Source organism: Mycobacterium sp. 5-140-3-2, from assembly GCF_035666375.1.
Taxonomy (GTDB): Bacteria; Actinomycetota; Actinomycetes; order Mycobacteriales; family Mycobacteriaceae; genus Mycobacterium; species Mycobacterium intracellulare.
Genome location: NZ_CP142025.1, coordinates 3,244,431 through 3,264,920, shown reverse-complemented (window position 1 = coordinate 3,264,920; position 20,490 = coordinate 3,244,431). Strand labels below are relative to the sequence as shown.

At 67.9% G+C, this 20,490-nt stretch carries 18 protein-coding genes, 1 tRNA gene and 1 pseudogene; 8 read left to right on the top strand and 12 right to left on the bottom strand.

Translation table 11 applies throughout. The features are described from left to right. Positions 1-24 precede the first annotated feature (24 nt). On the bottom strand, positions 25-630 hold the full coding sequence (locus P6281_RS15060) for an HdeD family acid-resistance protein (protein ID WP_026071350.1): 606 nt from the start codon (positions 628-630) through the stop codon (positions 25-27). A 38-nt stretch (positions 631-668) separates the two neighbouring features. After that, positions 669-2,000 (bottom strand): adenylate/guanylate cyclase domain-containing protein, encoded by a 1,332-nt coding sequence (locus P6281_RS15055; protein WP_008257712.1) that lies wholly within the window; start codon positions 1,998-2,000, stop codon positions 669-671. A gap of 197 nt (positions 2,001-2,197) precedes the next feature. Between P6281_RS15055 and P6281_RS15050 the strand changes: the two genes are divergently transcribed. After that, positions 2,198-2,392 (top strand): hypothetical protein, encoded by a 195-nt coding sequence (locus P6281_RS15050; RefSeq protein WP_131810781.1) that lies wholly within the window; start codon positions 2,198-2,200, stop codon positions 2,390-2,392. 341 nt (positions 2,393-2,733) lie between these two features. Here the strand turns inward: P6281_RS15050 and P6281_RS15045 are convergent. Next, positions 2,734-2,810: transfer RNA gene (locus P6281_RS15045), tRNA-Leu, on the bottom strand. Between the two features lie 113 nt (positions 2,811-2,923). On the opposite strand from P6281_RS15045, the gene P6281_RS15040 reads away from it, so the two are divergent. Next, the gene (locus P6281_RS15040; protein WP_008257686.1) at positions 2,924-3,538 is read left to right on the top strand and encodes an ANTAR domain-containing response regulator; all 615 of its coding nucleotides are present in this window, start codon (positions 2,924-2,926) and stop codon (positions 3,536-3,538) included. Between the two features lie 171 nt (positions 3,539-3,709). Here the strand turns inward: P6281_RS15040 and P6281_RS15035 are convergent, their stop codons facing one another. Together P6281_RS15035 and P6281_RS15030 are read right to left on the bottom strand one after the other, a co-directional pair. Then, positions 3,710-4,912, bottom strand: a complete 1,203-nt coding sequence (locus P6281_RS15035; RefSeq protein ID WP_008257683.1) for a lipid-transfer protein — start codon at positions 4,910-4,912, stop codon at positions 3,710-3,712. Positions 4,913-4,917: 5 nt separating this feature from the next. Continuing rightward, positions 4,918-5,400: a Zn-ribbon domain-containing OB-fold protein gene (locus tag P6281_RS15030; RefSeq protein WP_009954952.1), complete on the bottom strand. Its 483-nt coding sequence runs from the start codon at positions 5,398-5,400 to the stop codon at positions 4,918-4,920. 164 nt (positions 5,401-5,564) lie between these two features. Here P6281_RS15030 and polA point away from each other — a divergent pair, with 164 nt between their 5' ends. The 5 genes and pseudogenes from polA (at position 5,565) to coaE (ending at position 13,200) form a co-directional block, all read left to right on the top strand. After that, positions 5,565-8,225, top strand: a complete 2,661-nt coding sequence (gene polA, locus P6281_RS15025) for a DNA polymerase I (RefSeq protein WP_008257678.1) — start codon at positions 5,565-5,567, stop codon at positions 8,223-8,225. A 13-nt stretch (positions 8,226-8,238) separates the two neighbouring features. After that, positions 8,239-8,868, top strand: a complete 630-nt coding sequence (locus P6281_RS15020; protein WP_029384787.1) for a TetR family transcriptional regulator — start codon at positions 8,239-8,241, stop codon at positions 8,866-8,868. Between the two features lie 17 nt (positions 8,869-8,885). Then, positions 8,886-10,421 (top strand): annotated as a pseudogene (locus P6281_RS15015) (carotenoid oxygenase family protein). Positions 10,422-10,524: 103 nt separating this feature from the next. Beyond that, positions 10,525-11,967: a 30S ribosomal protein S1 gene (rpsA, locus tag P6281_RS15010; protein WP_008257673.1), complete on the top strand. Its 1,443-nt coding sequence runs from the start codon at positions 10,525-10,527 to the stop codon at positions 11,965-11,967. A gap of 18 nt (positions 11,968-11,985) precedes the next feature. Beyond that, complete coding sequence (gene coaE, locus P6281_RS15005; RefSeq protein ID WP_008257672.1) at positions 11,986-13,200, top strand: dephospho-CoA kinase; 1,215 nt, start codon at positions 11,986-11,988, stop codon at positions 13,198-13,200. Positions 13,201-13,212: 12 nt separating this feature from the next. Here coaE and P6281_RS15000 read toward each other — a convergent pair whose 3' ends face one another. The 5 genes from P6281_RS15000 to P6281_RS14980 are packed head-to-tail and all read right to left on the bottom strand — an operon-like array spanning position 13,213 to position 16,987. Next, a complete protein-coding gene (locus P6281_RS15000; RefSeq protein ID WP_008257671.1) occupies positions 13,213-13,626 on the bottom strand; it encodes a hypothetical protein in 414 nt (137 codons plus the stop codon). A 47-nt stretch (positions 13,627-13,673) separates the two neighbouring features. Then, on the bottom strand, positions 13,674-14,459 hold the full coding sequence (locus P6281_RS14995) for an Fpg/Nei family DNA glycosylase (protein WP_008257669.1): 786 nt from the start codon (positions 14,457-14,459) through the stop codon (positions 13,674-13,676). Next, positions 14,452-15,342 (bottom strand): non-homologous end-joining DNA ligase, encoded by an 891-nt coding sequence (gene ligD / locus P6281_RS14990; RefSeq protein ID WP_008257668.1) that lies wholly within the window; start codon positions 15,340-15,342, stop codon positions 14,452-14,454. The genes P6281_RS14995 and ligD (P6281_RS14990) overlap by 8 nt, the downstream gene beginning before the upstream one ends. Beyond that, positions 15,342-16,340 (bottom strand): non-homologous end-joining DNA ligase, encoded by a 999-nt coding sequence (ligD, locus tag P6281_RS14985; RefSeq protein WP_324738400.1) that lies wholly within the window; start codon positions 16,338-16,340, stop codon positions 15,342-15,344. The genes ligD (P6281_RS14990) and ligD (P6281_RS14985) overlap by 1 nt, the downstream gene beginning before the upstream one ends. A gap of 5 nt (positions 16,341-16,345) precedes the next feature. Further along, positions 16,346-16,987, bottom strand: coding sequence for a chemotaxis protein CheB (locus P6281_RS14980; protein ID WP_008257666.1), 642 nt, complete (start codon positions 16,985-16,987; stop codon positions 16,346-16,348). 86 nt (positions 16,988-17,073) lie between these two features. On the opposite strand from P6281_RS14980, the gene P6281_RS14975 reads away from it, so the two are divergent. After that, a complete protein-coding gene (locus P6281_RS14975) occupies positions 17,074-17,235 on the top strand; it encodes a hypothetical protein (RefSeq protein WP_014385108.1) in 162 nt (53 codons plus the stop codon). An 11-nt stretch (positions 17,236-17,246) separates the two neighbouring features. On the opposite strand, the gene P6281_RS14970 is transcribed toward P6281_RS14975, so the two are convergent. Beyond that, positions 17,247-17,687 carry a DUF402 domain-containing protein gene (locus P6281_RS14970; RefSeq protein WP_014711906.1) on the bottom strand — a complete coding sequence of 147 codons (441 nt, stop codon included), beginning with the start codon at positions 17,685-17,687 and terminating at the stop codon, positions 17,247-17,249. A 94-nt stretch (positions 17,688-17,781) separates the two neighbouring features. Next, positions 17,782-20,376: an FHA domain-containing protein gene (locus P6281_RS14965; protein WP_324738399.1), complete on the bottom strand. Its 2,595-nt coding sequence runs from the start codon at positions 20,374-20,376 to the stop codon at positions 17,782-17,784. Between the last annotated feature and the right edge of the window lie 114 nt (positions 20,377-20,490).

Below are 20,490 nucleotides of genomic sequence, written 5' to 3'. Positions count from 1 at the left end.
GCGCCTGCGCCACCGGCGCCCGCGTCAGCTGCCGAGGGAGTTGGACGCCTTGCGGATGCCGAAGGCCGAAATGACCTCGAAGATCCCGATGACCACGAACCACGCGCCGACCACGATCGCCAGGGTGACAATCGATTCGAACGGCGACGCCACGACCACGATGCCGGCGAGGAGGCTGAGCACGCCGAGGAAGATGTTCCAGCCCCGGCCCGGCAGGTGCGGGTCGCTGACGGCCGAAATCGTCGTGGCGACACCACGGAAGATGAAGCCGATGCCAATCCAGATGGCCAGCAGCAGAATTGCGTAGCCCTGACCGAAGTGGCGGAACGCGAGCAACGCCAGAATCAGCGACGCGGCCCCGCTGATGAACAACAGAACTCGGCTCCCCGCCGAGACGTGCAGTGAGAACGCGAACACGACCTGCGCGATACCGGTGATGAGCAGGTACACGCCGAAGGCGACGGCGGCCACCAGGATGGAAATTCCCGGCCACGCCAATACCAGGACACCGAGGACGATCGACAGAATTCCCGACAGCAGAGCGGATTTCCACAGATGCGGCAGCAAGCTTGGAACGGGGTGGGTTCCAGGAGAGCCAGGGGAGATAGTCATGGCCGCAGTCTGACACAAACGCGGGCCCTGGTACAGGGACCGTACAGGGGCTTTGATCAGACGTGGACGGTGTGTGGTCGCCCGGTGAGCAGGTCGGCGGGCTCTTCGTCCGCCTTACGGCCGATGAGGTACCAGGTGCGCATAACGCCCTTGCCCTTGACTTCGATGCGGCCGCGCTCCTGCAGGACGAACTCGTTCTTGAGTCGCTCGTACATCGCCTCGGGCACCTGGATTCGGCCCACCGAATCGGTGGATTCCATCCGCGACGCGACATTGACCGCGTCGCCCCAGACGTCATAGAAGAAGCGGCGCGAGCCAACGACGCCCGCGACCACGGGCCCGCAGGCCATGCCCATCCGCAGCGCGACCGGATCGCCGTGCGGATCCTTCAGTGCGGCAGCGACATTGGCCATGTCGAGCGCGAAATCGGCAAGAGCGAAGGCGTGATCCGGCCGAGCCCGCGGGACCCCGCTGACCACCATGTAGGAGTCGCCGCTGACCTTGATCTTCTCGAGGCCGTGTTTGTCGACCAGTTCGTCGAAGGCGCCGTACAGCCGGTTCAAGAACCGCACCAGGTCGGCCGGGGTGGTGGTGCTGGCGCGTTCGGTGAACCCGACGATGTCGGCGAACAGGACGGAGACCTCGTCGTACTTGTCGGCGATGACGCTGCGCGACGAGCTCTTGAGACGCTCGGCGATGCTGCCCGGCAACATGTTGGCCAGCAGCGCTTCCGAGCGCTCGTACTCGGCCTCCATCACCGCCTCGGCGCGCTGCGTGTCGCGCAGCGCGAACCACACCGCCACGAACACCATCACGCAGGCCGAGACGATGGTGACCACGAAGGTCATGGATTGCGCCCACGCCGGCTGTAATCCGGTATCGCGGGGGACCAGGAACTCCAGGGCGATCACCAGCCCGGCCCCGACCGCCGTCAGGCCGGCCGCCAGCACGGTGTGTTCGATGCCCAGCAACAGCACCACCAGGCACGCCCCGACCAAAAAGAAGAACTGCGCGCCCGTACCCGTGCCGGCGTCCCAGGTGCTGACGAAGACCGTGACGTAGGCGGCGCCGATGAAGGTGAGCGGCGCGATGAGGTCACCGAAACGGTGCAGCCACGGCACCGCGGCGAAGATCATCGCGGCGAGGGCGTTGAGCGAGATGATCTGCCACGTCCAGACTCCGGTGATCAACTGCAAAGCGACGAAGTCGACGCAGACCAGCACGGCCAGCCACGCGGCGATCGCGAGCACCCGGTATTGGCGCGCGGCGCTGTCGGCGTAGTGCTGGTTGCGTGCGCGCGACTGGGCCCGCGCCGCGGCTACACAGTCCGGGCGCTTCGACGAGCCGTCTGGCCATCGCGGTGGGCCACCACAATCCTTGGCCGCCACGCAGCAAGCCTAACCGCTGAGCAGGGTATTTGTCGGCTGTCTAATGAATATCACCGTTTTCGCCCCCGTAAGTTTCCGGATCTGATAACCATCTAGTTATCGGGTTTTTGTCGGGTTTACGAGTCATTTGGTTCGGTTATTCAACACGTGTTGGACGCTCTGCGTGACGCGTGTTCGCCTCGACTAAGGGGTGCCTGATGGCGGTTCTCAGAAGAATCGTTCTTGCGTCGCTCATTGCCCTTACCGCCATGCTGATGGACGGCTGCAGCGTCGCCTGTAGTGATCCGAGTTGGCTGCTACGGGTGGCCGGCGATTCCATCGGCAATTACACCGCGGGGCCGGAGGTTTCGGCATCCGGCCAGGTGTGTGTCACGCGATCATTCGGCGACTGACGGTTCCGAACCCGCCCGGGGTTCCCGCGGATCGCCGGGACCGCTAGCGGGGCCGACGGTGGACGTCACCGATTCGATTCGGGATCGTCGCCACCGAAATCGCGATCGGCCGCGTCCTGCCCGCGCCGAATTATGAATTCAAGTGATCTTTTGCGCGCCATATTCTTGCCTGCAATACGAAGAGCTATAAATGCGCAGAGTTTATAAATGCGGCCGAATTCATACCATTGGAAGGTATTGGACTCGATATGGAAACTTGTGAACCGGTTGCGTCGGCCGGAACCGCTACTTCGGTACCGAAGAAAGCCGGCCGAGCCGATGGCGCCACCGACCGCGGTCGCTGGTGCCCTCGGTGAGATTCGAACTCACACTGGACGGGTTTTGAATCCGTTTCCTCTGCCAGTTGGGATACGAGGGCGTGCCGGCCTCTTACCTTAGAGGCAGCCTCCCACCATAGAGGATTTGGTGTCCTCACCTGCCACACCGCCCCCGCGCACGCTGGTCTGAGGCGTTCGCGACACAATATTCGTCATGACAGGCCCCACGACCGACACCGACGCCGCTGTGCCGCGCCGGGTCCTGATCGCTGAAGACGAAGCGCTCATCCGACTGGATCTCGCCGAGATGCTCCGAGAGGAGGGTTACGAGATCGTCGGCGAGGCCGGCGACGGGCAGGAAGCCGTCGAGCTGGCCGAGCGCCATCGGCCGGACCTGGTGATCATGGATGTGAAGATGCCGCGCCGTGATGGCATCGACGCGGCCTCGGAGATCGCCAGCAAGCGCATCGCACCGATCGTCGTGTTGACCGCGTTCAGTCAGCGCGACCTGGTCGAGCGGGCCCGGGATGCGGGGGCGATGGCCTACCTGGTGAAGCCGTTCACCATCAGCGACCTGATCCCGGCCATCGAATTGGCCGTCAGCCGATTCGGTGAGATCGCCGAGCTGGAACGCGAGGTGGCGTCACTGTCCGATCGGCTGGAGACCCGCAAGCTCGTGGAGCGCGCCAAGGGGCTGCTGCAGACCGAACAGGGGATGACCGAGCCCGAGGCGTTCAAGTGGATTCAGCGGGCAGCCATGGACCGGCGAACCACGATGAAGAGGGTGGCCGAGGTCGTCTTGGAGACCCTGGACCCGCCCAAGGAATAGCTCTCGGAGTACCCCGAGGAGCACCCGATCCGTCGAGTGTGAATCGTTGGCTTTGGATGTGAACCCCCGGCGGCGACACGCCGACAATCCGCGCCCACGCTTCACACTGAAAGCCGTGGCTTCACACTCAAAACCGTGGCCGCACAACGCAAGCCAACGCGGCGGCAATCCCTAGCGGGCGACGATCACCGACGAACCGTGCCCGAACAGCCCCTGGTTGGCGGTGATGCCGACCGTGGCGTTTTCCACCTGCCGGCCCGTGGCCCGACCGCGCAGCTGCCACGTCAGCTCGCAGACCTGAGCGATCGCCTGCGCGGGGATGGCCTCGCCGAAGCAGGCCAGCCCGCCGGACGCGTTGACGGGCACCCGGCCGCCGATCGTGGTGGCGCCGCTGCGCAGCAGCGCCTCGGCCTCGCCCTTGGGGCACAGGCCCAGGTGTTCGTACCAGTCGAGCTCGAGCGCGGTGGACAGGTCGTAGACCTCGGCCAGGCTCACGTCCTCGGGCCCGATGCCCGCCTCGGCATAGGCCGCGTCGAGGATATGGTCCTTGAACGCCCGATCGGGTGCGGGCACCGCGGCGGTGGAATCCGTTGCGATGTCCGGCAATTCGGGCAGATGCTGCGGATAGTTCGGGGTGACCGTGCTGACCGCCCGCACCGACGGCACACCGGCCAGCGAGCCGAGGTGTTCGCGGGCGAACTTCGCGCTGGCCACGATCAGCGCGGCCGCGCCGTCGGAGGTGGCGCAGATGTCCAGCAGCCGCAACGGGTCGGCCACCACCGCGCTGGCCAGCACGTCCTCGACCGACACCTCCTTGCGGTACCGGGCGTTCGGGTTCTGCAGGCCATGCCGCGAGTTCTTGACCTTGACCTGGGCGAAATCCTCGAGCGTGGCGCCGTAGAGGTCCATCCGCCGCCGCGCCAACAGCGCGAAGTACACCGGGTTGGTGGCGCCGATCAGGTGGAACCGCTGCCAGTCGGGATCGTTCTTGCGCTCACCGCCGACCGGGGCGAAAAAGCCCTTCGGCGTGGTGTCGGCGCCGATGACGAGGGCGACGTCGCAAAAGCCGGCCAGGATCTGGGCGCGGGCGCTCTGCAGCGCCTGCGAACCGCTGGCGCACGCGGCGTAGCTCGAGCTGACCGGCACGCCGTTCCACCCGAGCTTCTGGGCGAACGTCGCGCCCGCGACGAACCCGGGGTAGCCGTTGCGGATGGTGTCCGCGCCGGCCACCAACTGGATCTGTCGCCAGTCCAGGCCCGCTTCGTTCAGCGCGGCCCGGGCCGCGGCCACCCCGTATTCGGTGAAGTCGTTGCCCCACTTGCCCCAGGGGTGCATCCCGGCGCCCAGGATGTACAGCGGTTCGGGAGCGCTCATGGTCGTCATTTGCGCCGCTCCTTCTCATCGCTTCGCTCTGCATCGTCGCCGGCGCGCTTCCACGCGTGCACGATGCGCTGCACGCCGTCGTCGTCGGTGTAGAGCGGCATGGTGGTCAGTTCCATCTCCATGCCGACCTTCAGGTCGGCGGCCAGCGTGCCCTCGACCACCTTGCCCAGCACGATCAGGCCCTCCTCGGCCAGCTCCACGGCGGCGACGGCGAACGGCTCAAAGGGGTCCGGCGACGGGTAGGGCGGCGGTGGCGCGTACCGGTTCTCGGTGTAGCTCCACAACTTTCCCCGCGTCGACAGCGCGACCGATTCCAGCGTGTCGCTGGCGCAACCCGGATTGGGGCAGTTGTTCGCCCGCGGCGGGAAGACGTAGGTGCCGCACTCGGGGCACTTGCTGCCGATCAGATGCGGGACACCGGCGTCGTCGGTGGCGAACCATCCATCGACCGCCGGTTCTTGTCGGATGACTTCTGGCACCGGGCCAGCGTACCCAGCCCGCGCACAAAACTGAAACGTGTTGCAGTTCTGCGGACGGCGCGGTCGGGGCGCGCAACTCGTCACACCGGGTGCCTAAAGTGAAAGCCGTGCCCGCCACGAAAACCGCTACGAAGGCCAGCGAGGAACAGACCAGGCCGACGCTCATGCTGCTGGACGGCAACTCCCTGGCGTTCCGGGCGTTCTATGCGCTGCCCGCCGAGAACTTCAAGACCCGCGGGGGGCTGACCACCAACGCGGTCTACGGCTTCACCGCCATGCTGATCAACCTCCTGCGCGACGAAGCCCCCACCCACATCGCCGCGGCCTTCGACGTGTCGCGGCAGACCTTCCGCTCCGAGCGCTATCCGGAGTACAAGGCCAATCGGTCGGCGACGCCCGACGAGTTCCACGGCCAGATCGACATCACCAAGGAGGTCCTGGCCGCCCTGGGCATCACGGTGCTCGCCGAGCCGGGCTTCGAGGCCGACGACCTGATCGCCACCCTGGCCACCCAGGCCGAAAACGAGGGCTACCGCGTGCTGGTGGTCACCGGCGACCGCGATTCGTTGCAGTTGGTCAGCGAGAACGTGACGGTCCTCTACCCCCGCAAGGGGGTGAGCGAATTGACCCGCTTCACCCCGGACGCGGTCGTCGAGAAGTACGGACTGACGCCCACGCAGTACCCCGACTTCGCCGCGCTGCGCGGCGACCCCAGCGACAACCTGCCCGGCATCCCCGGTGTGGGGGAGAAGACCGCCTCCAAGTGGATCGGCGAGTACGGGTCGCTGCAGGCGCTGGTCGACAACGTCGATTCGGTGCGCGGCAAGGTGGGCGACGCGCTGCGCGAACATCTGGCCAGCGTGATCCGCAACCGCGAGCTCACCGATCTGGTCAAAGACGTGCCGCTGGCCCAGACTCCCGACACGCTGCGGCTGCAACCGTGGGACCGCGACCAGATCCACCGGCTCTTCGACGACCTGGAGTTCCGGGTGCTGCGCGACCGGCTGTTCGAAACCCTGGCCGCGGTGGAGCCCGAGGTCGACGAGGGCTTCGACGTGCGCGGCGGCGCGCTGGAAGCCGGCGAGCTGGCGGTGTGGCTGGCCGAGCACAGCTCGGGGAAGCGCTTCGGGCTGGCCGTCGTCGGCACCCACCTGGCCTACGACGCCGACGCCACCGCGCTGGCCATCGTCTCCGCCGACGGCGAGGGCCGCTACATCGACACCGCGACGCTGGATCCCGAAGACGAGGCGGCGCTGGCGTCCTGGCTGGCCGACCCCGGGCCGCCCAAGGCGCTGCACGAAGCCAAGCTGGCCATGCACGACCTGGCCGGGCGGGGCTGGACGCTGGCCGGCGTCACCTCCGACACCGCGCTGGCGGCCTACCTGGTGCGCCCCGGGCAGCGCAGCTTCTCCCTCGACGACCTGTCGCTGCGCTACCTGCGTCGCGAGTTGCGGGCCGAAAACCCTGAGCAGCAACAGCTTTCGCTGCTCGACGACACCGACGGCACCGACGACCAGGCGGTGCAGACGCTGCTTTTGCGTGCCGTGGCGGTGCTGGATCTGGCCGACGCGCTCGACGAGGAGCTGGCCCGCATCAACTCCACCTCGTTGCTCAGCGGCATGGAGCTGCCGGTGCAGCGGGTGCTGGCGGGGATGGAAAACGCCGGCATCGCCGTCGATTTGGAGTTGCTGACCGAACTGCAGAGCGACTTCGCCCACCTGATCCGCGACGCGGCCGAAGCGGCGTACGCGGTGATCGGCAAGCAGATCAACCTGGGCTCGCCGAAACAGTTGCAGGCGGTGCTCTTCGACGAGCTGGAGATGCCGAAGACCAAGCGCACCAAGACCGGATACACCACCGACGCGGACGCGCTGCAGTCGCTGTTCGACAAGACCGGTCACCCGTTCCTGCAACATCTGCTGGCCCACCGCGACGCCACCAGGCTCAAGGTCACCGTCGACGGGCTGCTGAATTCGGTGGCCTCCGACGGGCGCATCCACACCACGTTCAACCAGACCATCGCGGCCACCGGCAGGTTGTCCTCGACCGAGCCGAACCTGCAGAACATTCCGATCCGCACCGAGGCCGGCCGGCGGATCCGCGACGCGTTCGTGGTCGGCGACGGCTACAGCGAGCTGATGACCGCCGACTACAGCCAGATCGAGATGCGGATCATGGCCCACCTGTCCAAGGACGAGGGACTCATCGAGGCGTTCAACACCGGGGAGGACCTGCACTCGTTCGTCGCCTCCCGCGCCTTCGGCGTGCCGATCGAGGAGGTCACCGCCGAACTGCGCCGCCGGGTCAAGGCCATGTCCTACGGGCTGGCCTATGGATTGAGCGCCTACGGGCTGTCCGCCCAGCTCAAGATCTCCACCGAAGAGGCCAAAGACCAGATGGAGCAGTACTTCGCCCGGTTCGGCGGAGTCCGCGACTACCTGATGGCCGTGGTGGAACAGGCCCGCAAGGACGGCTACACGTCGACGGTGTTCGGCCGCCGCCGCTATCTGCCCGAACTCGACAGCAGTAACCGCCAGGTGCGCGAGGCCGCCGAGCGGGCGGCGCTCAACGCGCCCATTCAGGGCAGCGCCGCCGACATCATCAAGGTGGCGATGATCGAAACCGACAAGGCGATCAAGGACGCCGGGCTGTCCTCCCGGATCCTGCTGCAGGTGCACGACGAGCTGCTGTTCGAGGTCGCGGCGGGGGAGCGCGAGCAGCTCGAAGCGTTGGCCCGCGACAAGATGGGCGGCGCCTACCCGTTGGACGTCCCGCTCGAGGTTTCGGTGGGCTACGGCCGCAGCTGGGACGCTGCGGCGCACTGACAGGCCACCGTCGATGCCCCCGGCAAAGCGCAGTCGTGGTCGCCCGGCGGGCTCGCGGGTGGATCCCGGCGCGCGGCGCTCGGAGCTTCTCGACGCCGCCGAGCGGGTGATCCGCGCCAAGGGGCCGTCCGCCGGACTGGTCGACATCGCGGGCGAGGCCGGCTTCGTCCGCTCGGCGGTCTATGCCATGTACCCCGGCCGTGACGCGCTGCTGGCCGAGCTGAGCAAACGCACCTCGCAGCGGCTGCTCGCCGAAATCACCACTCGGGCAGCCGGTTCCACCGACCTCAGGGAGCGGATGGCGTTGTTCTTCGACGTGATCAGCGCGTGGATGGAAGCCGAGCCGAATCTCTACCGGGCCCTCACCGGTGACCCGTCGACCAGTGTCTTCGAGCAGCTGGCCGGCGCGGTCGAATGGATGCTGGCGTCGTCGTCGGGCTCCGAGGCCGCGCGCATGGCGGCGGCGCCCTGGTCGCGGGCCATCGTCGGGTCGGCGGTGGCGGCCGCGGAGTGGTGGTGCCGGACGGGAACCATGCCGCGGGAGGCGCTCGTCGAACACCTCACCGCGCTGTGCTGGGACGGCGGGGCGGCCCTGCCGTTCAACGCCGACGACATCAAGACCATTGACAACGCCCAGCGATAATAGACACACTGTCTTTTATGGTTCTGGCAGACGTTCAAGCTCCGTCGCGCTACTGGGAAAACATCGTCGGCGAAACCGACGTCGACGTCACCGAAATCACCGGAACGATCCCCGACGGGCTCCTCGGCACCCTGTACCGGAACGGGTCGGGCCGCTGGACGCTCGGATCGACGCAGGTCGAGAGCATTTTTGATGCCGACGGGATGGTCAGCGCGTTCGTGCTCGACGGGTCGGGGGTGCGTTTCCGCAACCGCTTCGTCCGCACCAAGCACTACCTGAAGTCGACGGCGGCCGGACAGCTGGTGGACCGCGGCTTCGCCTACCAGCGCGACGGCGGCACGTTGGCGAACGCGCTGCGGCTTCCGGCCAACACCGCCAACACCAGCGTCATGGTCAACCGCAACCAGCTGCTGGCGCTCTGGGAGGGCGGACCGCCGCACGAACTCGATCTCGACACCCTGGACACCATCGGGCCGTCAAACCTCGGCGGGGCGCTCAAGGGTGCGGTCCGGGCCTATTCGGCGCACTACACCTACGACCCGGCCACCAACACCAAAATCAACTTCGGGTTCGACCCGTACTTCCCGCGGATCGACCTGCGCCACGCGCTGCGCGGGGCCCGCGGTCGCGAGCGGTGGCGCCGGCTGCGGGAGCTGGCGGGCGAGGCGGTGCCGCGGATGCGCCTGCGGCTCTACGAGACCGGCGCCAACGGTGTGACCCGCTACCTGCGGGCGGTGCCGCTGCCGGGGATGGGCGTGGTGCACGACATGGCGTTGACCCGGCGCTACGCGATCTTCGTGGTGTCGCCGCTGCGGATCAACCCGTGGGCGCTCGTCGGCCACCAATCCTATTGAGACTCCATATTTTTCAAGCGGGATGCGCCGTCGTACTTCGTTCTCGCGCCGCGCGACGGGGGCCGGGTGCGGGTGGCCGAGACCGATCCGTTCTATCACTGGCATTTCACCAACGCATATGACGACGGCGACGATGTCGTCGTCGAGCTGCCACGGTTTGTGCCGCAGACCTACGCGGGCATGAAGAAATACACCGCCCACATCCGCTCCGACATCGCCCAGCTCGACGACTACGGGGCCATCGACGACGCCGTGGTGCTGACGCGGTTCCGGATCGCCCCGTCGGGGCGCGTGTCCCGCGAGCCGTTGGCCGATTTCGGGTGCGAGTTCCCCCAGATCGACCAGCGGCGTTCCGCGACCCGGCACGACGTCTCCTACGTGACCGTCCAGGACCCGGCCAGGTTTGCAGGCCAGGGAATCGCCCGCATCGATCACAGCACCGGCGCGGTCCAGACCTATTGTCCGCCCGGGGACGTGCTGGTGGAGCCGACGTTTGTGCCGCGACCCGGCGGAACGGCCGAGGACGACGGCTGGCTACTCACCGTCGGATACCACGAATCGCAGCATCGCAGCAGGTTAATGGTGGTCGACGCGGCCCACGTGGCCGACGGCCCGATCGCCGAGGCGTGGCTGCCGTTCCACGTGCCGATGAGCTACCACGGCGCCTTCACCAACCGGGTGGCCCATCGAACCGGGTGAGCCGCCGGGACTGGGTTTGGCCAGCGTGTGCACAGTCGAGTAGCCTCGATGGGTAAATCCCAATTGTCCCTACGACCAAACCTGTCCGGAGCACCCCAACAATATGCCGAGTCCCGCCGTCACCTCGCCCCAAGTAGCCGTCAACGACATTGGCTCCAGCGAGGACTTTCTCGCCGCAATAGACAAAACGATCAAGTACTTCAACGATGGCGACATCGTCGAGGGCACGATCGTCAAAGTGGACCGGGACGAGGTGCTCCTCGACATCGGCTACAAGACCGAGGGGGTCATCCCCGCCCGCGAGCTCTCGATCAAGCACGACGTCGACCCCAACGAGGTCGTTTCCGTGGGCGACGAGGTCGAGGCCCTGGTTCTCACCAAGGAGGACAAAGAGGGCCGCCTGATCCTGTCCAAGAAGCGCGCGCAGTACGAGCGCGCCTGGGGCACCATCGAGGCGCTCAAGGAGAAGGACGAGGCCGTCAAGGGCACCGTCATCGAGGTGGTCAAGGGTGGCCTGATCCTCGACATCGGGTTGCGCGGCTTCCTGCCCGCCTCGCTGGTCGAGATGCGCCGGGTGCGCGATCTGCAGCCGTACATCGGCAAGGAGATCGAGGCCAAGATCATCGAGCTGGACAAGAACCGCAACAACGTGGTGCTGTCGCGCCGGGCGTGGCTGGAGCAGACGCAGTCCGAGGTGCGCAGCGAGTTCCTCAACCAGCTGCAGAAGGGCGCCATCCGCAAGGGTGTCGTCTCCTCCATCGTCAACTTCGGTGCGTTCGTCGACCTCGGCGGCGTCGACGGTCTGGTGCACGTCTCCGAGCTGAGCTGGAAGCACATCGACCACCCGTCCGAGGTGGTCCAGGTCGGCGACGAGGTCACCGTCGAGGTGCTCGATGTCGACATGGACCGCGAGCGGGTTTCGTTGTCGCTCAAGGCGACTCAGGAAGACCCGTGGCGCCACTTCGCCCGCACCCACGCCATCGGCCAGATCGTGCCCGGCAAGGTCACCAAGCTGGTTCCGTTCGGCGCGTTCGTCCGCGTCGAGGAGGGCATCGAGGGCCTGGTGCACATTTCGGAGCTGGCCGAGCGCCACGTCGAGGTCCCCGACCAGGTGGTTGCCGTCGGCGACGACGCGATGGTCAAGGTCATCGACATCGACCTGGAGCGCCGCCGGATCTCGTTGTCGCTCAAGCAGGCCAACGAGGACTACACCGACGAGTTCGACCCGGCGAAGTACGGCATGGCTGACAGCTACGACGAGCAGGGCAACTACATCTTCCCCGAGGGCTTCGACTCCGAGACCAACGAATGGCTCGAGGGATTCGACAAGCAGCGCACCGAGTGGGAGGCCCGCTACGCCGAGGCCGAGCGCCGGCACAAGATGCACACCGCGCAGATGGAGAAGTTCGCGGCGGCCGAGGCGGCCGGCCACACGGCCGGCGAGCAGTCGCCGGGCAACGGTGCGCCCGCCGAGAAGGCGGGCGGATCGCTGGCCAGCGATGCCCAATTGGCCGCGCTGCGGGAGAAACTCGCCGGCAACGCGTGATCCTGACCTGAGGACGCCATGCTGCGTATCGGGTTGACCGGTGGCATCGGCGCCGGCAAGTCGGCGCTGTCGTCCACGTTCGAGCGATGCGGCGCCGTCATCGTCGACGGGGACGTCATCGCGCGTGAGGTGGTCCAGCCGGGCACCGAAGGGCTGGCGGCGCTGGTCGAGGCGTTCGGTGCCGACATCCTGCTGCCGGATGGATCGCTGGATCGACCGGCGTTGGCCGCCAAGGCCTTTCGCGACGACCAGGCCCGCCAGACGCTGAACGGAATCGTCCACCCGCTGGTGGGCCGGCGCCGCGCGGAGATCATCGCCTCGGTGCCCGAGGATTCGGTTGTGGTCGAGGACATTCCGCTGCTGGTGGAGTCCGGGATGGCGCCGCTGTTCCCGCTCGTGGTCATCGTGTACGCCGACGTCGAGGTGCGGCTGCGGCGACTGGTCGACCAGCGCGGCATGGCCGAAGACGACGCCCGCGCCAGGATCGCCGCGCAGGCCAGCGACGAGCAGCGCCGCGCGGTCGCCGACATCTGGGTGGACAACTCGGGCAGCCCGGAAGACCTGGTGCAACGCGCCCAACAGGTGTGGGACAACCGCATCGTGCCGTTTGCTCACAACCTGAGCACGCGTCAGATCGCCCCGGCGCCGGTCCAATTGGCGCCGCCCGACCCGACCTGGCCGGACCAGGCGCAGCGAATCCTCAACCGCCTGAGGACGACCTGCGGGCAGCGGGCGTTGCGCGTCGACCACATCGGGTCGACGGCCGTGCCGGATTTCCCCGCCAAGGACCTCATCGACATCCAGATCACCGTCGAATCCCTGGCCGTCGCCGACGAACTCGCCGAACCCTTGTTGTCCGCCGGGTACCCGCGCATCGAGCGCATCGTCGGCGATGTCGCCAAGAGCGACGCGCGCAGCACCGTCGGCCGCTACGACCGCGATGACGATCCGGCGTTGTGGTCCAAGCGGATTCACGCCTCGGCGGATCCCGGCCGGCCCACCAATGTGCACATCCGGGTGGAGGGGTGGCCCAATCAGCAGTTCGCCCTGCTGTTCCCCGACTGGCTGACCGCCGATCCCGATGCGCGGGCGGAGTACCTGAGCGTCAAGCGCACCGCCGAAACCGACGGCGGGGGAGACATTGCGGCCTATGTTGCCGTCAAGGAGCCGTGGTTTCTCGACGCCTACCGGCGGGCCTGGGAGTGGGCCGACGCGACGGGCTGGCGTCCCTAGCCACTACGCCACTCACGGCAGGGGCGCCCCGCACTGCAGCGCGCCGTTGTTGGGATCGGCGTTCCCCGCCACCGGCCGGACCATTTGGTCGGCCTGGACGAAAACGTTGTCGTCCACGTCGATCTCGCAGTGCACGTTCGCCGAGTACGGGAAGTGCAGCACGATGCGCATGCCGGCCTGCTGCGGATCGGACAATACGGTGTCGGCCTCGAATGCGTTGCCGGGCATCGAGCTCAGCCCGGCCGTGTTCGTCTGGCCGCCGTTGATGACGAACGTGGCCTGACTGCCGGTCGTGACGCCGTCGATCCTGGCCCGATAGGTGATGTTGTGCAGGTCCGCGCTCGCCGTCGCCGGATACAACTGGGCCCCGGCGGCGATCACCGTCACCGCGGCGACCGGCAGGAACCTGTGGCCTTTGCAGCTCATAGCCGGTGACATTACAACCCGCGTGATTTCCGAGCCAGATCGTTTGGCTACGGCTGGCAGCGCGGACACCACAGCGTCGCCCGTCCGCCCACCCGGGCGCGCTCGAGCCGCGTCCCACAGCGGGGGCAGCGCGGGTCGGGCTCGTCACGCACCCTGGTGAGCCAGCGCGGCAGGCCGGGCACCCGGCCGTGGCGCACCGCGGTGCGCAGCACCCGGGTCATCGCGGCGTGCAAGGCCTTTACGTCGTCGTCGCCCAAGTCCGCGACCGCCACGGTCGGTCGGGTTTTGGCCCGCCAACAGATCTCGTCGACCAGCAGGTTGCCGAGGCCGGCGAGCACCGACTGGTCCATCAGCGTGGGTTTGAGCTGCCGCGAGCGGGCCGACCGCGAGGCCAGCACCGCGCGGAACTCGCGCAGGCCGAGACCCAACGCGTCGGGTCCCTGCGGGCCGGTGATGTGCCCGATGTCGTCGGCATCGTCGGCCAGCCACACCCCGCGCAATTTGCGGAGGTCGGCGTAGCGCAGCTCGCCCCCGTCCAGCGACACCACCAGCCGCTCGTAGGGGTCGTGGGCGGCCCCGTCGGGGGCATAGTAGGGCCGGCCGGTCATGCCGCTGTGGATCAGCAGCGCCGGGCCGTCGGTGGGGAGCACCAACCACTTGCCGTGCCGGCGTGGGTCCGCGAAGCGGTGACCGGTCAACCGGCGCGCCAGCGCTTGTCCGGTGGTGTTGCGCAGGATCCCGGGATCGTGCACCTGCACGTGCCGGATTCGCCGCCGCGGCAGGGACGCGGCCAGTTGCCGCCGAAACCCTTCCACGTCGGGCAGCTCAGGCACGTAGCCTCGCCAATCGGCGCAGCGGGCCGGCCAGTGAGCGGGCGTGCCGCGACATGTGCGCCCACGGATCCGGTTGTCCGGCAAGCCGTTTGGGTACGTCGCGGATGGTGAACCGGTCGGCCCGCAACCGCCCGGCGTCCAGCTCGTCCCATTCCAGCGGTGTGGCTACCGGTGCGCCGTTGCGGGCCCGAACCGAATACGGCGCAACCGCCGTCTGCGCGTAGGCGTTTCGCATGATGTCGAGGTATACCCGCCCGTCGCGCTTGTCCTTGCGAGCCTCGACGGTGCGATGCGCGGGATCGTCCGCGGCGACCACTTCGCTGACGTCACGGGCGAACTGCCGGGCGGTGTCGAAATCGGTGTCGGCGCGCAAGGGGGCGACCACGTGCAGCCCCCGCGAGCCGGTGGTCTGGACGTAGCACGCCAGGCCCAGGTCCCCGAGCACCCCGGCGGTGGCGCGTGCGGTCGCTCGCACCACGGCGAAGTCGCCGTCGGACGGGTCGAGATCGAAGACGAGTCGGTCCGGGTGGTCCAGCCGGGCCCGGCGCGACTGCCACATGTGCAGGGTGATGCAGCTTTGATTGGCCAGCCAGCGCAGCGCCTCCGGCCGTTCGACGACCGGATGCTCTACGGTGCCGCCCTCCTTGGCCACCCGGACACTGCTCATCCAGTCTGGTAGCGAATCGGCGAAATCCTGCTGGATGAACCCTGTTTCGGCGATGCCGCGGGGATAGCGCTGCACGTTGAGGGCCCGGCCCCGCAGGTGCGTCAACATGGTGTCGGCCACCTGGTCGTAATAGGCGGCGAGATCGCGTTTCGTGATCCCGTCGGCGGGAAACAGGACGCGGTCCGGGTGGGTGATCTCGACGTCGACGCGGGCCATCAGTGCGTCTCCCGCACCACTTCGCCGGGCTCCTTGTCGGTGCGCATGCCGAGGTAGCGCGGATGGCGCAACTTGCCATCACGCGTCCACTCGCTGAATCCGATCTGAACCACCATCTCGGGGGATACCCAGTTCGCGCCGGCCTCGCGCACCAAACCGCGGGCGAACGGCGGCCTGTCCCGGGTGATCGGCGACAGGCGCGCGTGCAGCCGGCGCAGCGTGGCGTCGTCGAAACCGGTGCCGACCTTGCCCGCGTAGACCAGGTCCCCGCCGTCGTAGTAGCCGAGCATCAGGGCGCCCAACTCGACTCGACTGCCCTTGGGACTGGTGTAGCCCCCCACCACGAACTCCTGATCGCGCACGCATTTGAACTTCAGCCAGTTTTTCGAGCGACCGCCCTGGTAGGTGGAGTCGGCCCGCTTGGCGATCACTCCCTCGTCCCCGCGCTCACATGCGCGCCGGTAGGCGGCGATCCCGTCCCCGACGCGGTGCGGTGCACAGCGCAGCGGGTCGGCAAAGTCGATCGCTTTGCGCAGCAACCTCTTTCGCCAGAGGAGCGGCACCTCGACGGTGGACATGCCGTCGAGATGCAGCAGATCGAATACGTAGTAGAAGACACGCACCGGCGACGCCCGGGCCACGTCGGGGTCGGTGAGGCTCAGCCGACCCTGCAGCCGGGCGAAGCTGGTCCGCCGGCCGTCGAAGGCCACCACCTCTCCGTCCACGACGAACCGCGTGACCGGTTGCGCGGCAAGCGCATCCACCAATTCGGGATAGGTTCCATTGAGCGGCTGACGATTACGCGACAACAGCCGGACCCGATCGCCGTCGCGGAACGCCAGGCAGCGCATGCCGTCGAACTTGCGCTCGAAGATCCAGCCCGGATCGGAGAACCGGTCGTCGGTGAGGGTTGCCAGGGTGGGCGAGCGCCAGTCGGGCACGGGTTCGTCGTACAGCGCTTCGCGCACCGCACCGGGCAGGCTCGCGAAGTCCGTCATGCCGACTAGTTAAGACATGCCCACGGCGGCACGGGAACCGTCAGCAGTTCGGCGCCCCCGGGTGCGGTGGTCAGGGCGAGCACCGCCGCCGCGAGGCGATCGGGCGGCAGCACGAAATCCACGCAGCCGGTGGCGATCGCGTGCGCCGGCATGCTCGACGCCTCGGCGGTCGCCGGGTCTTGGACGAGCACGCGCCCGCCGTTGCGCTTGACCGCGCGACATCCGTTGGCGCCGTCGGCCAGCCGCCCGGTCAGGATCACGGCGACCGTCGGCACCAGCGCGGCGGAGCTGGTCAGGACGGCGTCCCCGACGCTGGCCTTGGCCGCTTCCTCGGCGAGCATCCAGGCGCCGTCCGCATCGATGGTTGCCGTCTTTCCGGCGGGCACGATGGTGATGCCCGGTTTGTCCGCCGGCGCCCCCGGCTCGGCGACTCGAATCGGCAGAGAGCTCGCGCGGGACAAAATCTGGGCCAGCGGATCGTCGCCGCTGAGCGTGGGGCGGCGATGCTGGGCGACGACGACGGGTACCGCAAAATCACCCGGCAGACCCGCGAGCACGGTGCCCAGGGCTTTCATGCCGCCCAGCGACGCCACCAGCACCACTCGCCCAAACGCCGCCTGGACGGGCTTGTGTTGGGTCGCGGACATAGCGCCAGGGTAATCCTTGTGTCGGGGCGCCGACATAGTTCCTGGAACCGTGGGTCGCCGTCGAACGTGCCGCATCCCGAGCCACCGTGTCCCAGACGGCACAACGCATCCAGGCCCAGCACCTGACCCGCTACAGCCGCGGCATCGTGACCATCACCGACCGTCAGGGGCTGGAACGACTAGCCTGCGGCTGCTACCGCATCGTCAAAGACGAGTTCGACAGCATCACCAACCACCGGCCAGGGTAGTGCGGTCGCGCTCAGCGGCCGCGCCAGGTGAGCTCCATGCCGCCGGCGGCCAGCCACCGCGACAGGTCATAGCCGTTGCGGGCCAACCCATCCACGGCGGCCACGGCGCGTCGCACCGCCAGCTCCGCGACCTCGGGGGTCAGCAGGCCGTGGCGGACCGCATCGAGCAACTCGTCGATATCGCACAGTTCCGCGCGGGCGCCGCTGCGGACCTCGATGTCGAGGTAATGATCCTCGGCGCGCCACACCTCGGGCCCAGGCGTGTATTCGCCCACATCCAGGTAGTAGTCGTGGTCGCGTTCGTGGCCGGGGTTGAAGTGAAAGACCGTGGCGCGCAGGCCCAACGACGGCAGCAGCCACGATTCGAGGTAGTGAAACTGGGCGCGGCCGGGGGTGGGGCGGGCGACGTAGAGACCCCACGGGTGCACCGCATACTCGTCCACGGCCCGCACGATTCCCTTGGGATCGGTGTTGGTGCGGCCCACTAAGTCGAACGTCTCGTGTTTCGGTGGGTGAATCTCGCTGTTCCTCCTGAATGATCACACCCTACCGGCGCAACCGGATCTTCCACCGCACAAACCCGCCATACAACAGTGACAGCGCGGCCAGCATGGCCATGTCCAGCAGCCAGGTCTTCGGCGCGTGCTGCCAGAACCGGTCCTGGGACAGCAGCGAATCGGGCACCAGGTGCCGCAGGTCCACCGTCGACGAGGCGGCGGCGTAGCCCCAGCGCGCCGGCATCGCCCACGACAACTGGTTCAGGCCGAGCCGGCCGGTCACGGGCACCATGCCGCCGCACAGCACCAGCTGCGCCATCACCGTCACCACGAACAGCGGCATGATTTGCTCGCTCGAGCGCACCAGCGACGAGATGGCCAGGCCCAGGATGGCCGAGGCGACGCACGTCGCGGCCACCGTCGCGAACAGCTCGACCGTGGCCCCAATCGTGGAGTGGCCGAACAGATTTGCGCCGCGCGTCGGTGCGCCCTTGCCGGCCACCACGATCGCCGTGACGATCGCCGACTGCAAAATGGCGAACGCGCAGAACACCGCGGACTTGGCGAGCAGGTATGCGGTGGTCGACAGGCCGACCGCCTGCTCCCGCTGGAAGATGGCCCGTTCGCCGACCAGATCGCGAATTGTCAAGGCGGTGCCCATGAATGCCGCGGCCGGCATCAGCAGGGCCAGTATCTGTGCGGCCTCGTCGGGCGTTCCCGCATTGGGCCCCGGCGCATGAAATCCGTTGCTGCCCGGGACGGTCAGGGACAGCGAACCCAATACGAAGGGCAGTAGCGCCAGGAAGACGAAGTAGGCGCGGTCGGCGACGACGAGGCGGAACTGCCGCCGGGCGATGGTCGAGATCTGGCGTCGCACGCTGGTGTGCACCGGCTCACCCAGGCCGCTCGGCTCATCGGCCTTGTCCGGCATGCGCTTTTGGGCCTCGCTGCGTTCCACGAAGCGGCGATTGGCTTCGTCCGGGTCGGCGCCGACCTGGGTGAAGATCTTGGCCCAGTTGGTGGTGCCCATCGCGTCGCCGATCTGCTCGGGCGAGCCGCGGTAGGCCGTCTTGCCGCCGGGGGCCATCAGCAACACCTGGTCGCAGACGTCCAGGTAGGACAGCGAGTGCGTCACCACCAGCACCACACGACCGGCGTCGGCCAACTGGCGCAGCATCGTCATGACCTGCAGGTCGAGCGCGGGGTCCAGGCCGGACGTGGGCTCGTCGAGGATCAGCAATGACGGGCCGGTCAGCAGTTCCAGCGCCACCGACGCGCGTTTGCGCTGCCCGCCGGACAGCTTGTCGACGCGGGTGTCGGCGTGTTTGGTCAGGTCGAGCTCCTCGAGCACCTGGGCGACGACCCCGGCGCGGTCGGCCTTTCCGGTGTCGGGCGGCAGCCGCAGCTCGGCGGCGTAGCCCAGCGCCTGGTTGACGGTCAGCTGGCGATGCACGACGTCGTCTTGGGGGACCATGCCGATCCTGCTGCGCAGGGAGGCGTACTCGGCGTGAATGTTGTGTCCCTCGAACGTAACTGAGCCCGAGCTGGGTGTGGTGTAGCCGGCGATGAGCCTGGCCAGGGTGCTCTTTCCGGCGCCCGACCCGCCGATCACCGCGGTGAGCGTTCCGGGACGTGCGACCAGCGAGATGTCGTCGAGCAGTTGTTTGCCGTTGTCGACGACGTACTTGACGTTGCGCACCTCGAGCCCGCCGCTCCGCGACGCGGCTTCGCTGCGCTTGGTGAGCGTGCCGCCACGGAACACCAGGTCGACGTTGCCGATGGTGACGACGTCGTCCTCGGACAGGATCGCCGACCCGACCCGGGTGCCGTTGACGAACGTGCCGTTGACGCTGTTGTCCCGGATCTCGGTGCCCAGCGGTGTGGGCACCAAGGTCGCGTGCCGGCGCGACGCCAATACGTCGGGGACGACGATGTCGTTTTCGGGGGCGCGCCCGATGGTCAGGGCGCCGGTCGTGCCCGCGGCGGACGACGCGCGCGGCGAGAGCAATCTCACAAAGCGCGTCGCCAGGTTCGACACGTCGGCCGTCTTTGCGTCGATCACCGTGAATTCCGTTGCCGGCGCGGCCCGCAACCTGGCGGGCGAGCCGGGATCGATGACGGTCAGCTCCTCCGGTGGTGCGCCGCGCACTGGCGAAGGCGCCGCGAGCGGCAGCGGGGGCGCGGGGCGAGGCAGCGGACCTCGGGGAACGCCGCGGCGCGGCGGGGGCCGATGATGCGTCGGATTCGTTTGCTCGCCAACCGCGGACCACGTCAGGGTCGGTGGCCCGGAATCGTGGCTGGGCCGGGTGCGGGCCGGGCGGGTCGCCTGGCCCTGCCGGGGCCCGATCGCGAAGGTCAGGTGCGGGCCGCGCGGGTTTCCGACGTGAATGCTCTGGCCGTCGTGGATATCGATGACCGGCATCCGGTAACCGTTGAGATAGGTCCCGTTCAGCGAACCGTTATCGATTGCCAGCCAGCGGCCTTGATCGAAACGCAGGATCAGATGCGCGCGCGAGATGCGCGGATCGGCGATCTGCACGTCGGCCTGCGCGTCGCGTCCGACGACCACTTCGTGTCCGGCCGCGAAGGATCGTTGGGACAGGTCGTGCCGAATGGTCAGCAGAGGCGGGGCGGGTCGAGTCACCACTCAAGTATCGGGTCGCGCCGGCCGTGCTTCTATGGGATCCGGCTGTGACTTCCCTTTGTTTCGGCACGGCTATTCATAGCTGTTTCATAGTCGGCGGAGTCGAATCGCCTA